This is a genomic window from Sporolituus thermophilus DSM 23256 (assembly GCF_900102435.1).
Classification (GTDB): domain Bacteria; phylum Bacillota; class Negativicutes; order Sporomusales; family Thermosinaceae; genus Thermosinus; species Thermosinus thermophilus.
The window spans coordinates 30,444-45,628 of record NZ_FNBU01000002.1 but is presented as its reverse complement, the minus strand read 5'-3'; the positions used below and the strand labels follow the sequence as shown (position 1 = coordinate 45,628).

General features: G+C 48.9%; 17 protein-coding genes. All 17 read left to right on the top strand.

The genetic code is table 11. The features are described from left to right. Positions 1–163: 163 nt before the first annotated feature. The 17 genes from ftsA (at position 164) to BLQ99_RS01415 (ending at position 15,178) form a co-directional block, all read left to right on the top strand. A complete protein-coding gene (gene ftsA, locus BLQ99_RS01495; protein ID WP_093687447.1) occupies positions 164–1,351 on the top strand; it encodes a cell division protein FtsA in 1,188 nt (395 codons plus the stop codon). 32 nt (positions 1,352–1,383) lie between these two features. Beyond that, the gene (gene ftsZ / locus BLQ99_RS01490; protein ID WP_093687445.1) at positions 1,384–2,430 is read left to right on the top strand and encodes a cell division protein FtsZ; all 1,047 of its coding nucleotides are present in this window, start codon (positions 1,384–1,386) and stop codon (positions 2,428–2,430) included. Positions 2,431–2,607: 177 nt separating this feature from the next. After that, positions 2,608–3,516: a sigma-E processing peptidase SpoIIGA gene (locus BLQ99_RS01485; RefSeq protein ID WP_093687443.1), complete on the top strand. Its 909-nt coding sequence runs from the start codon at positions 2,608–2,610 to the stop codon at positions 3,514–3,516. Further along, the gene (sigE, locus tag BLQ99_RS01480; protein ID WP_093687442.1) at positions 3,507–4,244 is read left to right on the top strand and encodes an RNA polymerase sporulation sigma factor SigE; all 738 of its coding nucleotides are present in this window, start codon (positions 3,507–3,509) and stop codon (positions 4,242–4,244) included. The genes BLQ99_RS01485 and sigE overlap by 10 nt, the downstream gene beginning before the upstream one ends. 126 nt (positions 4,245–4,370) lie before the next feature. Next, complete coding sequence (sigG, locus tag BLQ99_RS01475; protein WP_093687440.1) at positions 4,371–5,144, top strand: RNA polymerase sporulation sigma factor SigG; 774 nt, start codon at positions 4,371–4,373, stop codon at positions 5,142–5,144. Between the two features lie 26 nt (positions 5,145–5,170). Beyond that, positions 5,171–5,776 (top strand): stage II sporulation protein R, encoded by a 606-nt coding sequence (gene spoIIR, locus BLQ99_RS01470; protein ID WP_093687438.1) that lies wholly within the window; start codon positions 5,171–5,173, stop codon positions 5,774–5,776. Positions 5,777–5,834: 58 nt separating this feature from the next. Next, complete coding sequence (locus tag BLQ99_RS01465; protein ID WP_093687436.1) at positions 5,835–6,098, top strand: YlmC/YmxH family sporulation protein; 264 nt, start codon at positions 5,835–5,837, stop codon at positions 6,096–6,098. Positions 6,099–6,320: 222 nt separating this feature from the next. Then, the gene (gene nrdR, locus BLQ99_RS01460; protein WP_093687434.1) at positions 6,321–6,800 is read left to right on the top strand and encodes a transcriptional regulator NrdR; all 480 of its coding nucleotides are present in this window, start codon (positions 6,321–6,323) and stop codon (positions 6,798–6,800) included. A gap of 14 nt (positions 6,801–6,814) precedes the next feature. Continuing rightward, complete coding sequence (gene nrdD, locus BLQ99_RS01455; RefSeq protein ID WP_093687432.1) at positions 6,815–8,830, top strand: anaerobic ribonucleoside-triphosphate reductase; 2,016 nt, start codon at positions 6,815–6,817, stop codon at positions 8,828–8,830. A 13-nt stretch (positions 8,831–8,843) separates the two neighbouring features. Next, complete coding sequence (nrdG, locus tag BLQ99_RS01450) at positions 8,844–9,368, top strand: anaerobic ribonucleoside-triphosphate reductase activating protein (RefSeq protein ID WP_093687430.1); 525 nt, start codon at positions 8,844–8,846, stop codon at positions 9,366–9,368. Between the two features lie 71 nt (positions 9,369–9,439). Continuing rightward, positions 9,440–9,640 carry a hypothetical protein gene (locus BLQ99_RS01445; protein WP_093687428.1) on the top strand — a complete coding sequence of 67 codons (201 nt, stop codon included), beginning with the start codon at positions 9,440–9,442 and terminating at the stop codon, positions 9,638–9,640. 67 nt (positions 9,641–9,707) lie between these two features. Beyond that, positions 9,708–11,462, top strand: a complete 1,755-nt coding sequence (locus BLQ99_RS01440) for a TIGR03960 family B12-binding radical SAM protein (protein ID WP_093687426.1) — start codon at positions 9,708–9,710, stop codon at positions 11,460–11,462. After that, the gene (gene pgeF / locus BLQ99_RS01435) at positions 11,459–12,274 is read left to right on the top strand and encodes a peptidoglycan editing factor PgeF (RefSeq protein WP_093687425.1); all 816 of its coding nucleotides are present in this window, start codon (positions 11,459–11,461) and stop codon (positions 12,272–12,274) included. The genes BLQ99_RS01440 and pgeF overlap by 4 nt, the downstream gene beginning before the upstream one ends. 132 nt (positions 12,275–12,406) lie before the next feature. Beyond that, the gene (locus tag BLQ99_RS01430; protein ID WP_093687423.1) at positions 12,407–13,129 is read left to right on the top strand and encodes a YggS family pyridoxal phosphate-dependent enzyme; all 723 of its coding nucleotides are present in this window, start codon (positions 12,407–12,409) and stop codon (positions 13,127–13,129) included. After that, entirely contained in the window at positions 13,126–13,554 is a 429-nt protein-coding gene (locus tag BLQ99_RS01425) for a cell division protein SepF (protein WP_093687421.1), read from the top strand. The genes BLQ99_RS01430 and BLQ99_RS01425 overlap by 4 nt, the downstream gene beginning before the upstream one ends. A 24-nt stretch (positions 13,555–13,578) precedes the next feature. After that, positions 13,579–14,400 (top strand): pyrroline-5-carboxylate reductase, encoded by an 822-nt coding sequence (gene proC / locus BLQ99_RS01420; RefSeq protein ID WP_093687419.1) that lies wholly within the window; start codon positions 13,579–13,581, stop codon positions 14,398–14,400. Continuing rightward, positions 14,390–15,178 carry a YlmH family RNA-binding protein gene (locus BLQ99_RS01415; RefSeq protein ID WP_093687417.1) on the top strand — a complete coding sequence of 263 codons (789 nt, stop codon included), beginning with the start codon at positions 14,390–14,392 and terminating at the stop codon, positions 15,176–15,178. Before proC ends, BLQ99_RS01415 begins: the two co-directional genes overlap by 11 nt. Positions 15,179–15,185 lie beyond the last annotated feature (7 nt).

Below are 15,185 nucleotides of genomic sequence, written 5' to 3'. Positions count from 1 at the left end.
TAGGACTTCTGTCCCGGTGACGAAGTCCTATTTTCTTTTAAACGCAAGTTTTTAAGCGCAAGTTTTCGTTAAATAACCGATTTTCTTACCGATAAAAAAAGGGAAATTGATACTTCTGTTGAAACATATGGGAGAAACATAATATGTTGTAAGCGAGGCAATCATGGACAGAAGACGTGTCATGGGGGTTGATTTGGGGACAAACGCCGTTAAAGCGTTTGCTGCCACGATTGATGATTTAGGTCGCGTTGAAATAGCCGGAAGTGGTTTAGCACCCGCAACCGGTTATAAAAAAGGTATCCTAACAGACCCCCACGCGGCAGCGTCAGCTATCCGGCAAGCCGTTGACTGTGCGCTTCTCGCTGCAAACTTCCGTATGCAGCCCATTTGGCTGGGCGTCGGCGGAGTTGGCATACGGTTTTACAATGCACGCGGCATCATCGCACCAGCATCGTCCTCAGGCATAAATTCCAAAGATATTGACCGCGCCTGTCAGGCGGCCAGATTGACCGCTGGATGCGAGGGACAACAGATATTACATGCCTTGCCTAATCTCTATTGGGTTGATGGACGTCAGCAGCGGGAAAGTCCTGTGGGGCAGGCGGGCTGTCGTTTGGAAGTAGAGGTTCATTTTGTGACCGCGTCTAAAGATTTTTTGGACGAACTGCTGGCGCATGTAAAGCAGAACAGCCTCTGTGTAGCCGGAGTGGTTGCTAATCCCGTTGCTGCCGCTATTGCATTGGCGCCGGCCCCTGGTGAACGAGTACTGATTTTGGACATCGGGGCGGGGACTACCGAAATTGCCTTGGTATACGAAGGGCTTACGGTTGTTTCGGCTTCTCTCCCGCTTGGGGGCGATTACATTACCGGGGACATTGCCTACGCGGCCGGCGTAAGCTTTACGCACGCCGAGGAAATTAAACGCTATTATGCCAGACTGGGTGGGCAGCTAATCCGCCAAGACGCTATTGTGGACTTTAGTGATTTTGGTATAACCAATAAGTTTATTTCCTACGGTTTTTTACATAAAATTGTACAAACACGGGTAGATGAAATTTTTTCTTTAGTATATGATTATATCAGGCCTGCTTTACAGGATTATCCTGTCGATGAAATTGCGCTTACCGGCGGTTCGGCTCATTTACCGAGCGTAGTACAGGCAGCCAAAACCATATTTCAGTTACCTGTGCGTATCCGGCAGCCTAAAGGGTTAGCTGCGGAATATAATCATCCGGCCAACACGGTCTGTTTCGGCATTGTCCATTACGCGGCGCGGCAAGCGTCATTTATTGAGACAACTAGGACCTGGTCGTGGCGGGGATTATGGCGGAAAATAGCTGAGCATTTTTGAGGATTATAGCGGGTTAAGGAGGAATTTCTTACATGCTCGAATTTGATATGGATTTAGATAGGTTTGCAGCGATAAAAGTCATTGGTGTTGGCGGCGGCGGCAATAATGCCGTTAACCGAATGATTGCTTCCGGCTTACAAGGCGTCGAGTTTATTGCTATTAACACAGATGCCCAGGCATTGCTCTTGTCACAGGCTTCTTACCGTATCCAAATTGGGGAAAAACTAACAAAAGGGTTGGGGGCAGGCGCCAATCCGGAAATTGGTGAAAAAGCGGCTCAGGAAAGTCGGGAGGAAATTTTGAAAGCTCTGCGCGGCGCCGATATGGTATTCGTTACGGCGGGAATGGGCGGTGGCACAGGTACCGGTGCAGCGCCTGTCGTCGCGGAGTGTGCAAAGGAAGTTGGTGCACTTACCGTTGGTGTCGTTACCAAACCTTTCTCTTTTGAGGGACGCCGGCGCCAGCTTCAGGCGGAAGCCGGAACCGCAAAACTGAAAGAAAAGGTAGATACATTAATAACGATTCCGAATGATCGTTTAATGCAGGTTGTCGATAAACGCACATCGATAGTGGAAGCCTTCCGGATCGCGGACGATGTTTTGCGGCAGGGCGTACAGGGTATTTCTGACCTCATTGCCGTACCTGGGCTAATTAACCTTGACTTTGCCGACGTCAAGACAATTATGATGGATCAAGGCTCTGCTTTGATGGGTATTGGCATTGCTACAGGCGATAACCGTGCCGTGGCGGCCGCTGAAGCGGCAATTAAAAGTCCGCTTTTAGAAACATCTATTGATGGGGCGAAAGGTGTATTATTAAATATTACTGGCGGAACGAGTCTCGGCCTTTTCGAGGTAAATGAGGCGGCAGAAATCATTGCCCGGGCCGCCGATCCCGAAGCCAACATTATTTTTGGCGCCGTAATTGATGAAAAATTTAATGACGAGGTTAGAGTAACTGTCATTGCTACCGGTTTCGATTCCCGACCGGCGAAATTGTCGCCCCACAAGGGTGAATCGCCCATCGAACACATAAAATCCCTAAACTTGGAAATCCCACCTTGGATGCGTACCCGGTAAATATGCGAATACCAAACCAGCCATTGCGGCTGGTTTTTTATTTTATGCTACCATCATTTTACATTTTTTTGAAATTTTGTTTGTTATAATAGGCATATCTCAAGTTTGCAAGCATAGATTTTGTATGTAAAACATATTATGGCAGTATTGCTAAATAACGCCAGGCGGTAGACTGCTATGTATATATATGCTGACGTTGTTATCGCGTTAAATTTAATTATGAATAGCCTCATCCTATGGCTAACAGCTTGGGCGGCCGGTGTTCGCTACCGCTGGTGGCGTGTTATACTGGCGGCGTCGGTGGGCGGCCTGTATTCGCTGATCGGCATTTATCAAGAATTTTATCTGCTATACACTCCTTTGGCCAAACTGCTAATCTCAATATTACTTATCATCTTTTCTTTCGGCTGGCAATCCTTACGGCTCCTGTTCCTGCTGGTCGGTCTATTTTATCTCGTATCATTCTTACTTGGCGGAGCTGTAGTTGGTTGGCTCTTTTTTTCTCAAGCAACATGGTTAAGCGGTTGGCAAATAGCGTGGTACCATCTTGCTTTAGGCAGCCTGGTTGGCACGGGAATGGCAGTATTGTTGTTGCGATACGTATTGCAACGCAGGCGGCAACAGCGGCACCTTTATTCAATCGAGGTAGAGTATGGTGGCAGGAAGGTAAGCCTGACGGCTCTGCTGGATACGGGCAATGGTTTGTTTAGCCCACTAAGTCGCAGACCCGTTATCATCATGGATTGCAGTAAAGTTATGAGTTTACTGAGTCCAGAAGCCGCCGCTTTCCTGCGGACCTATGCCCCAAACGAATGGCTGACAGAATTGACATATTGCTCCGATACGGGCTGGTTGGAACGGGTTGAAGTCATTCCATATCGAGCTGTAAGCGGCATGAGTATGCTGTTAAGTTTTCGTCCTGATAGCGTGACGGTGCGAACAGGAGAGGGAACCACAAGAGCAAGCGGTGTCTTAATCGGTATTTATGGAGGCCGACTGTCTGCTGACGATAAGTATTCCGCTCTATTGCATCCAGCGGTTCTTGATAAGGGAGTTAATGATAGGGAGGCGAGTATATGCGCGTAACTTGGCCGGTTTTAAAACTAATGGTCAAACTGAAAGTTATTGCCATATTGCAGCGACTGGGTTTGCTCAGACCTGATGAGGTCTTTTATGTAGGCAGCACCGAGATTTTACCGCCTCCCCTGACAAGCGACGAGGAAGTTTTTTTGCTCTCCCGTTTGCAAAAGGGTGACAAAGCGGTTAAAAGCATTTTTATTGAACGTAATCTGCGGTTAGTGGTATACATAGCGCGCAAGTTTGAAAATACCGGCGTAGGAATTGAAGACCTTGTCAGTATCGGTACCATTGGGCTGATTAAAGCAGTTAATACTTTCGACCCAATTAAGCGCATCAAGTTAGCGACCTATGCTTCACGCTGTATTGAAAACGAAATCTTAATGTACTTGCGGCGTAATTCGAAAACACGGGCAGAGGTTTCTTTTGATGAACCACTAAATATAGATTGGGATGGAAATGAACTGCTTTTATCTGATGTATTAGGGACGGATAACGATATTATTTATAAATCAGTGGAGGAAGAGGTCGATAAAAACTTGCTTTATGCGGCCATGAATAAACTGTCCGGCCGTGAACGGCGAATCATGGAACTACGGTTTGGTCTTAATGAAGACGGAATGGAGCGTACCCAGAAAGAAGTAGCCGACATGCTCGGGATCTCACAGTCTTACATCTCCCGGCTGGAAAAACGCATCATCAAGCGATTGCGCAAAGAAATCAGCCGCATGGAATAAAATTTAAAGGAAGTGCCTTTCGGTGAGAGGCAGCTTCCTTTATTTTTTGCCATGAATAAAAGTTCCGACCGGTGGCAATAATGCTTTTAGGAATGAAACTTGTGGAAACTTATGGGAGGGTGCTATATGATCGTAAACAAAGTAGAAATTTGCGGTGTAAACACAGCAAAACTCCCGGTGCTTTCCGCCAGCAAAATGCGTGAACTGTTTGAAATAATGCAGCAGGGAAATCGAGAAGCTCGCGAGCAATTGATATATGGAAATCTGCGGCTAGTTTTAAGCGTGATACAGCGTTTCAATAATCGTGGCGAGTATGTAGACGACCTGTTTCAGGTGGGTTGCATTGGTTTAATGAAAGCGATTGATAATTTTGATCTTTCCCAGAATGTTAAGTTTTCTACCTATGCCGTGCCGATGATTATTGGCGAAATACGCCGCTACTTACGGGATAATAATCCCATCAGGGTCAGCCGCTCAATGCGCGATATTGCCTATAAGGCGCTGCAGGTGCGGGATGCGCTTGTCAGTAAATTTTCGCGCGAGCCGTCCATCAATGAAATCGCGGAAGAGCTAAAAATTCCGCGGGAAGAGATTATATTTGCCTTGGACGCCATTCAGGAACCTATTTCCCTGTTTGAGCCGATCTATCACGACGGAGGAGACCCGATTTTCGTCATGGATCAAATCAGTGACGATAAAAACCAGGATATGAACTGGCTGGAGGGCGTTGCCATAAAGGAAGCGCTGCGCAAGCTCAGTGATCGCGAGAAGCACATTCTCACTCTCAGGTTTTTTGAGGGTAAAACGCAAATGGAAGTAGCCGATGAGATTGGCATTTCCCAGGCTCAGGTATCACGTCTGGAAAAGGCCGCATTAGGTCATATGCGTAAATATATTTAGTTTTTTAGCTTTACAGGAGGAACGGGATGAGGAGAAATTTGCTTCACCAATTGGTTATTTTCGCGATGGTGTTTTTCATTGTATCAGGTTGGGCGCTGCTTTTTTGGCAGGGACGCGAGAGCGGAATGATGGCCACTAGCCGTGGCGAATTAATTCGGCTTCATGTTCTGGCCAATAGCGACAGTCCGGCTGATCAGCAGTTAAAGCGCGAAGTCCGGGACGCAGTGCTGGCCTATCTGGCGCCCAAACTTGAGCAGGCAGGCAGTGCGTCAGCGGCCCGCCGGATCATTAATGCCGAGCGCGATAATTTGCGGGAAGCGGCAAAAAAAGTATTAACCGAACATAATAGTGCTGATGCCGTTGAGGTGCAAATTGGGTGGTTTGACTTTCCGGTCAAGTCCTATGGCGACCTTGTGCTGCCAGCCGGAAAATACGAAGCTGTCCGCATATTAATCGGGAAGGCGGAGGGGCAAAACTGGTGGTGCGTGTTATTCCCGCCTTTATGTTTTATTGATATGGCAAATGCCGCGGCCGTTCCCGCGGTAAAAACTCTTTCCGAAGGAAACGAGAAAATTCAGATTCGCTGGAAGGTAGCGGAGTTTTGGCAGCGAAAGGATGAAAGTCGCGAGTAGCACATTTATCCCTTGTCCTTCATATAATGTAGGGAACAAGCAACTAGGGGGCGGGGATATGCTAAAGACAAGCGACCTGAAGTTAAAAGAGGTTATTAATGTTGGTGACGGCAAAAGACTCGGGACAATTACGGATATTGAAATTGATATCGAAACCGGCAGATTGACGGCGATCGTTGTCCCAGGACCAGGTAAGTTTTTAGGATTGTTTGGACGAAACGACGACATTGTGATTCCATGGGAAAAGATACATAAAATAGGCTTGGATGTTATCTTAGTAGAGACGGGTACGGTTCCTTCCCTGAAATTAGCCGATAAATAACGTTATCAAAAGCGAACGAGCGTAACAAGTGGCTGTCCTGTAAAAGCGGCAGCCGCTTTTTTGTATTATCACGCCAAAAAAATGCCAAAAATTTTCTCATCTGGAGAGGATTTATACAAGATATAGCGTATTAATTAAAATAGTCTACAAGATATTGTTTTATAATAACAGGGTTCCGCCCTATTATGGCAAGATTCGGCTGGGGTATAAGGGGGAGTGGATGTGCGTTGTCCCTACTGTGGCCATAGTGAAAGCAAAGTAATCGATTCCCGCGCTACCGAAGAAGGGACTTCTATCCGGCGCCGTCGTGAGTGCCTTAAATGCGCTCGGCGGTTTACCACCTATGAAATAGTGGAAGAACTGCCGCTCATGGTAATAAAAAAAGACGGCCGCCGTGAACTATTTGACCGGTCGAAGCTGATTAACGGCTTACTGCGGGCGTGCGAGAAGCGACCGGTGCCGTTTGCAACAGTAGAAGGCTTAGTCAGTCAAATTGAGAAGGATATCCGAAATAGTACGGAACGGGAAATACCCACGCAGCGGATTGGCGAAATGGTAATGCAGCATCTCCGGGAAATTGACCAAGTGGCCTATGTCCGCTTTGCCTCCGTATACCGCCAGTTTACCGATCTTAATAACTTTATGGCGGAATTGGAAGCCCTGATGAAAGCAAGTCATGGCAAAAAATGCGAATCTGAATAAAGCGAGGGGTTTTGGTGTTTAATAAAATTAAAAAGCGTGACGGGCGAGAAGTTCCCTTTGACGAGACGAAAATCACTGAGGCCATATTTAAGGCCGCTAAGGCCGTGGGCGGCGTGGACAAGCAGTTGGCCATGGAACTGACGATTGAGGTTCTGCGGTATTTAAAACAGCGGTATAATGGCAGCATTTTCGGTGTCGAGGACGTCCAGGACGCGGTCGAGAAGGTCCTTATTGAAAAAGGCCATGCTAAAACGGCTAAGGCTTATATTTTGTATCGGGACAAGCGAACCCGCATGCGGGAAGCCAAATCCGAATTGATGGATGCTGTGGCCGAGATTTTAGTGGAGACGAGCCGTGAAAATGCGAATGTTTCTAACTCGCCTTCGGCCAAAATGCTGCAGATAGCTAGCGCCGCCAGTAAAGCTTACTATCTCAACCGGCTTATTCCAGAACACTTGGCGCAGGCGCACATTCGTGGCGACTACCATATTCATGATTTGGATTTTTACGGCAAGACGCTTACTTGCATCCAAATTCCGCTCGGCCGGCTGTTAGCTAATGGTTTTAATAACGGACACGGCTATATTCGTCCCCCAAAACGGCCGTCTTCCGCTACTGCGCTGGCGGCTATTATCCTGCAAAGCTCGCAGAATGACATGCACGGCGGACAGTCGTTCGCTTTTTTTGACCGTGATATGGCTCCTTTTATGGCCAACAGCAGTGAAGACGAAGTTTATCAGGCTATGGAGGCTTTGATTTACAACCTAAACAGCATGCATTCGCGAGCAGGAGCGCAAGTTCCTTTTTCCAGCATCAACATAGGTACTGACACTACGCCGGCAGGGCGAATGGTGATAAAAAATTTGTTGTTGGCTTACGAAAAAGGGTTGGGCCGCGGTGAAAACCCCATCTTCCCCAATATTATCTTCCGGGTCAAAGAGGGGGTCAATTTAAACCCCGGCGATCCAAACTATGATTTATTCCGGCTGGCCATCCGGGTTGCGGCGCAACGGCTTAATCCTACTTTCAGTTTTATGGATTCTTCATTTAACAAGCCTTATGGCGATCAAGTAGGATATATGGGATGCCGTACCAGAGTGATGGCAAACCGGCGCGGACCGGAAGTAACCGAAGGGCGCGGCAATTTAAGCTTCACGACCATTAATCTCCCCCGATTGGCAATTAAAGCCGAACGCAATTTAATGAAGTTTTATCAAAATTTATCGGAAATGCTGGACTTGGCATGCGAACAGCTTTATCACCGCTATCAAGTTCAGGCGAAATTAAAAGTAAAGGATATGCCGTTTCTGATGGGGCAGGGTCTGTATCTTGACTCGGATAAGCTGTCGCCCGGCGATACGATTGAGGAGGCTATCAAACACGGCACATTGTCCGTTGGTTTTATTGGCCTTGCGGAAACGCTGGTGGCGCTGACAGGTTACCACCATGGGCAGAGCGAGGAGGCCCAGGCGTTGGGCGAAGAAATTGTGGCCTTTATGCGCAATAAAGTGGACAAGGCTGCCGAGCGCTACAACCTTAACTATACGCTTCTGGCTACGCCGGCGGAGGGATTGTCAGGACGCTTTATTAAGATGGACCGGCGGGAATATGGCCTTATTCCCGGTGTAACAGATAAAGAATATTATACAAACTCTTTCCATATTCCGGTAAATTTTTCCATTAGCGCTTATGATAAAATCCGTCTTGAAGGCGTTTACCACAAGTATACAAATGCCGGCCATATCAGTTATGTTGAGTTCAGTGCTCCGCCGGTAAACAACCTTAGCGCCGTTGAAGATATTATTCGCTTTATGCGGGAATGCGACTTCGGGTATGCCGGGATTAATTTCCCTGTGGATTTTTGCGACGGTTGCGGCTATCTTGGCGTAATCAATACCGATGAATGTCCATTCTGCGGGACTTCTGCCATCCGGCGCGTGCGGCGCATTACCGGTTATTTAAGCACGGTTGACCGGTTTAATGATGCCAAATTGTCTGAGCTTAGGCAGCGGGTAGCTCATAGCAGATAAGGGGGGCCCCCAAATGGAACTTAGGATTGCCGGTATTACGAAAGAAAGTGTGGTTGACGGACCAGGACTAAGGATGGTCATTTTTACCCAAGGCTGTCCTCACCGGTGTGAAGGTTGCCACAATCCCCAAACCCATGACCCCTTAGGCGGAACAAGCACTACTACCGACGAAATGATTAAAATGATAAATGAAGCTAAATTGATTCGCGGCATTACTTTTTCCGGCGGCGAGCCCTTTATTCAGGCCAAGCCGCTTTGTGAGATCGCCAGAGCGGCGCGGGCCAGGGGGTTAAACATCGTAACATATACCGGCTTTGTGTTCGAAGAACTGCTGGCCATGGGGCTGCGTGTGCCTACCGTGCGGGAACTATTAAGGCTTACTGACATTTTGGTGGACGGTCCGTACCGTGCTGCCGAACGGGATTTGAACCTGGCCTTTCGCGGTTCCCGAAATCAGCGTCTGATAGACGTGCCTAAATCCCTACGGCTGGGTAGAACGGTGTTGTGGGAAAATCCTGAACAAAAGTTGTGGGCTTAAAGATTCGTCATATCCCTTCTTTTCGCGGCATATAAATAGAGTCTGTAAAAAAGGAAAGAGGGGATGATGAAATGTCGGCGATTGAACTTATCTTGTTGCTGATGGTTGCCGGGCTTGCGGCTCACGTCGTAATTTTACAGCGCCATTACGAGGAGAGACTATCCGACCAGGCAATGGTGCTAAACTGTCTCTTTGATTTGCTGCGCGGTAAAGCGCTGCGGCCTGAGCAGCTAGAGGATGTTCGCAACAAAATTTTTAGCAGCTCACAATGACAGTGGGCTGTTTTTCTTATGCCGGCAGGGGGAATATATGAATATATAGTGTTACAGGAGTGATACCGTGTCCTGGCATTTAAAAGAAAAATTACGGCAAACCCTGGCTATGGAACAAAATGCTATGGTGTTTGCGCCTGGTTCACGCCACGGCTTTGCTCTGGTGTACCCGAACACATATCGGGTCGGGATGTCAAATCTTGGTTTTCACATTATTTATGAGCAAATCAATCAACGGGGCGATACGGCCTGCGAACGTATCTTTCTGCCTGACAAGAAAACAGCGGAAGAATATGCTCGTACCAACACACCGCTTTTGACGCTGGAAACCCAACGCCCCCTGTACGAGTTTCCCCTAATCGGCATCGCTATAACTTTCGAGATGGATTATTTTCATATTCTTGAAATATTGGCGTTGGGAAAAGTCCCGCTTTTGGCCGGCAAGCGATCGGAGAAAGATCCACTGGTTATTATCGGCGGGCCGTGTGCCACTTTCAATCCTGAACCGTTGGCTGACTTTATCGATGCCGCCATTGTTGGCGAAGGCGAGGAAGTTATTCATGAGCTTTTAGATACCTATTATCTTTGTAAACAACGGGGGCTAACCAGAGAAGAAATTTTGCGCCGCTTTGCTCAAATTGAGGGCATATATGTGCCGCGCTTTTATCAACCCGTCTATGATGTTAACGGCGTTATCCGTGAATATCGGCGGACAGCGGATGTTCCTGACCGGGTTAGACGTCGCTGGGTAAAGGATTTAACCCGTTATAAGGCACAGACGGTGATTGTGACGCCGGAAACGGAGTTTAAAGGGATGTTTTTGGTAGAAGTAGGGCGTGGCTGCGGCCGTCATTGCCGGTTTTGCATGGCCGGTTACTGTTTTCGCCGGCCGCGCATGCGACCATTGGCTCAAATCAGTGAGGCGGTAGCAGAGGCCCAGCGCTATGGCCTCAAGGTAGGACTCATGGGCGCAGCCATTTCCGATTATCCCGAAATTGACCGGCTTTGCCAATTGATTTTATCGCGAAACATGGCGTTGTCAGTTGCTTCACTGCGGGCTGATTCATTGACCGACACTCTTGTCCGGGCCTTGGCGGCCAGCGGCCATAAAACCATTACGCTTGCCCCTGAGGCAGGAAGTGAACGGCTGCGCCGGGTTATCAACAAAGGAATTGATGATCAACACTTGTACGAAGCAATTGATATGGCGACAGGAGCCGGCATTCCCCATGTCCGTTTGTATATCATGGTAGGACTGCCGTATGAACAGGATGAGGATGTTGATGCTATCGTAGAAATGGCCCAAAATGTAAAAAAACACATGGAAGGCCGTGGGAGCAAGGGAAAACTGACGCTTAGTATAAATCCGTTCATTCCGAAGCCGTTTACGCCGTTCCAGTGGCTGCCGATGGCGCCGGTAGAAACGGTAGAAGCCAGGCTCAGTCAAATCACAGCGGCGCTTAAAGGCCAAAAAGGTATTGAAATCCTGGTTGAACCCGTCCGCGAAGCATATATTCAGGGTGTCTTGTCGCGTGGCGACCGCCGTTTGGGAGCTGTTCTGCATACCGTCCACCGGCGGGGCGGAGCTAAAGCGTGGAAGAAAGCTCTCAAAGAGCACGGGCTGGACGATGCTTTTTATCTCTACCGGGCCAGGTCGTTAGACGAGGTGCTGCCATGGGACAACCTTGATATGGGCTTAGAAACCGGCTATCTGGTTAAAGAGCTCGGCAACGCGCAAGAGGAGCGTTTTACGGCGCCATGTGTGCCCGGGTGTGTGCGTTGCGGTGTCTGTACATCACCTGCGAAGGAGGGAGTAATATGAAGGACTTTGTGTTATGTCACGGCACCCACGGTGTTTGGTTTGGCGTTTTTTCCCATTTTAATGCCGCCGGCATCAGGCATGGTTTTTCTACACGACTCGGCGGCGTTAGTGAACTACCGTTCAACTCGCTGAACTTAGGGATCAAAACGGCTGATCACCAAGAGCGGGTGGTTGCCAACCGGAAACGATTTTGCGATGCCATTGGCGTAGTTTTTGCACACGTTGTTACGGCGCAGCAGGTCCACGGTGACCGCATTGCTGTCGTTACTGCCGCCGATAGGGGGCGGGGTCATGCGGACTACACCACGGCTATTGCAGGAACTGATGCACTTGTAACCAATGCTCCGGACGTTCCGTTAATGCTTTTTTTTGCCGATTGCGTACCGGTACTAATTGCCGATCCGGTACAAAAGGTCATCGGGGTCAGTCATGCCGGCTGGAAAGGGACGGTGGCGAAGATTGCGCAGAAGACTGTTCTAACGATGCAGGCCCATTTTGGAACACGGCCCCGCGATTGCCTTGTCGGGATTGGTCCGTCGATTGGTCCCTGCTGCTATGAAGTAGACCGGACGGTAATTGCCCCGTTGTCGCAAAATTTTAGCCAGTGGCAGAAACTGGTCAGTCCGCGCAGTGCTGACCATTGGTTATTAGATCTGTGGGAGGCTAACCGTGTACAACTTTTGGAAATCGGCGTTTCGCCGGAAAATATCGTGCTCAGCGGTATCTGCACCGCTTGCAACACGGCTCTCTTTTATTCGCACCGGGCCGAAAAAGGGCAAACGGGGCGAATGGGGGCGCTGATTACTCTTTAAGAATAAAGACAGCCGGATTAGACAAAACGGCTGTTTTTTCTTTCGCTTTTTCAATAATTTTTTATGTTAAGGATACACTACAAGAGGAAAATTTTGTTTATGGGCGAATAAAGCAATGTGGAGGGGTTTACCATGTCCATTGCCGGTAACCTGGAAACTATTGCCCAAAATATTCGCAGCGCTTTAACGCGCCGTAGCTCGCATATTGCCGAGCAATTACAGCCCGTCACAATTATTGCTGTAACGAAAAATCAGGATGTTGCCGCCATGCGGGAAGCTATTGACCATGGCGTTACCGTAGTAGGTGAAAACCGCGTCCAAGAAGCGATGGCTAAATATAACAGCCTTGACAGAACCGTTGAGTGGCATCTCATCGGGCACTTGCAGACGAATAAAGTACGGCAGGCAGTATCTTTATTTGATTTAATTCATTCCGTGGACAGCGAGCGACTGGCGCGGGAGATTGACCGGGCGGCGGCAAAAATCGGTAAACGGCAGGACATCCTGCTGCAGGTTAATGTAGCCGGCGAGGAAACGAAATTTGGGGTTTCGCCGCGTGAAGCACTTGTCCTGGCGCGGCTTGTGGCCGGCTTCGAACATGTCCGTCTGTGTGGACTTATGACTATCGCTCCCTTCTTTGATGATGCAGAAATGACTCGTCCTGTCTTTCGGGAACTCTATCATATTTATTGCGAACTCAAGGCGCTAAATTTGCCGGGCAGTGATATCAAATGGTTATCAATGGGGATGACCAACGATTATACGGTCGCCGTAGAAGAAGGCGCGAACTTAGTGCGGATTGGAACAGGAATTTTTGGACCGCGCCAATATCGAGGGGGAGGTAAACAAATATGAAATTCATGGAGAAAGTCTGGGGGAGTCTGGGATTGTTCGAACCGGTAGAAGCGGAAGAAGAGCGGCCTAGGCAGGATGAGCCGGCAGCAAAAAGCAAAAAAGGCGGTAATCTAGTCAGTTTGCCAACGACGACCCAGCAAAAGCAGATTAAGGTCATGGTCGTAGAACCGTTTACCTTTGATGACGCGCAGCACGTTGCCGACCACCTCAAAAACCGTAAGCCGGTAGTGGTCAACTTTGAAAATACGGACAAAGAAGTGGCTAAGCGCATGATTGATTTCATCAGTGGTACTACTTACGCCCTAGGCGGCGTGATTCAAAAAATTGGTCACAACATTTTCCTGTGCGCCCCCAATAATGTAGACGTCAGCTATACTCCGCGCGAGGAAGGGGCCGATAAAGCTTTTCTCCCCTGGAACAAGTAACCGTAAATATTAGAAGGAGGTTCTATGTTACACCAGAAACAGCTGGCTTTTATCGGCGGCGGTGCCATGGCTGAAGCGCTGTTGAAAGGCTTATTGACAGCCAAGCTGGTAGAGCCGCAACAAATAATGGTGTGCGATGTGGCGCAATCCCGCCTCGATTATTTAAGGCACACCTATAATGTTCTTACTACGGTTAACGGGTGTGACGCGGCGGGACAAGCCGATATCGTTTTTTTGACCGTCAAACCGCAAGTGATTGACGATGTATTAGTAACGATCGCCCCTGTTATGACGCCGGCCAAAGTCGTAATTTCAGTAGCGGCAGGGATTACCATTGACCGGATTGAGGCAAAACTAGGCAAGGCGCCAATCATTCGCGTTATGCCAAATACCCCGGTGGCGGTGGGCGCAGGTGTATCGGCGTTTGCTCTCGGGCAAAACGCCAGACCGGAACACGGGGAACTGGCAACGCTCATTTTTGACGCAGTGGGCAAAGCCGTAGCCGTAGATGAAAAGGCGATGGATGCGGTGACAGGCCTGTCCGGGAGCGGTCCCGCTTATACATTTTTATTTATTGAGGCATTGGCTGATGCCGGTGTGCGCGTTGGTCTTTCCCGGCAGACAGCGTTGCTTTTGGCGGCCCAAACAATACTTGGGGCAGCTAAAATGGTGGTCGAAACAGGCGAACATCCTGCAAAACTGCGTGATGCGGTGACTTCGCCCGCAGGGACGACGATTGCTGGACTTCATGTGCTGGAACAAAAAGGCGTGCGGGGCACGGTTATTGATGCCGTTGTCGCGGCAACCGAGCGTTCCCGCGAAATGGGGCAGCTTCATGGCAAGTGAACGGGAAAAAATTCTCCGGTATTACCGGGCGAGCGGCGATGGTGAACTTGCCGCCCGTTTGCTTGACTATGCCGAAACGGTGCTGCGTACTCGTAAATACCGGGCCAGTCATTTTCTGGATCCTTATGGATTTAGCGTTGCTGAAACAATAGTTGCCCATTTTACGTCGCTCCGGCTCGAGAGCAGCGGTGGCTATGAGGGAGCCGAACGGTTAAAAGCCGTTTTTGTTCATGAAGATTTTTTAGGTTCTATCGATTTTGGCATTACCGCGGTGGGGATTGCCTGGGATGCCCGATATTATGAGCTTTCGCATCGTGACATGCTCGGTGCCCTGATGGGCCTGGGAATCGACCGGGACGTAGTCGGCGATATAATTATGACCGGCAGCGGTGCCCGGGTGGTTGTTGATACGGCAATGGCCGGCTTTATTGAAAACAACTTATTGAAGGTCGGTGCCGCGCCCGTAACAGTCAAGATTATACCGCTGAGCGATATTACACCGCGTATCGTGCAAGTCAAAGAGATTCGGGCAACCGTGCCTTCCTTGCGTTTAGATGTTGTCGCCGCGGCAGGGTTTGGTCTGTCGCGAACCAAGATGGCTGCAGAGATAGCGGCTGATAAGATAAAAGTGAATTGGCAGGAGGCCAAGAATGCCGCTCAAACCGTAAAACCAGGTGACATAATTTCTATGCGCGGACGGGGCCGGGTAGAGATTTGCGAGGTTTTGGGACAAACCAAGAAAGGCCGCACTAGTATCTTTCTAAAACGCTTTGTGTAATTGTGTG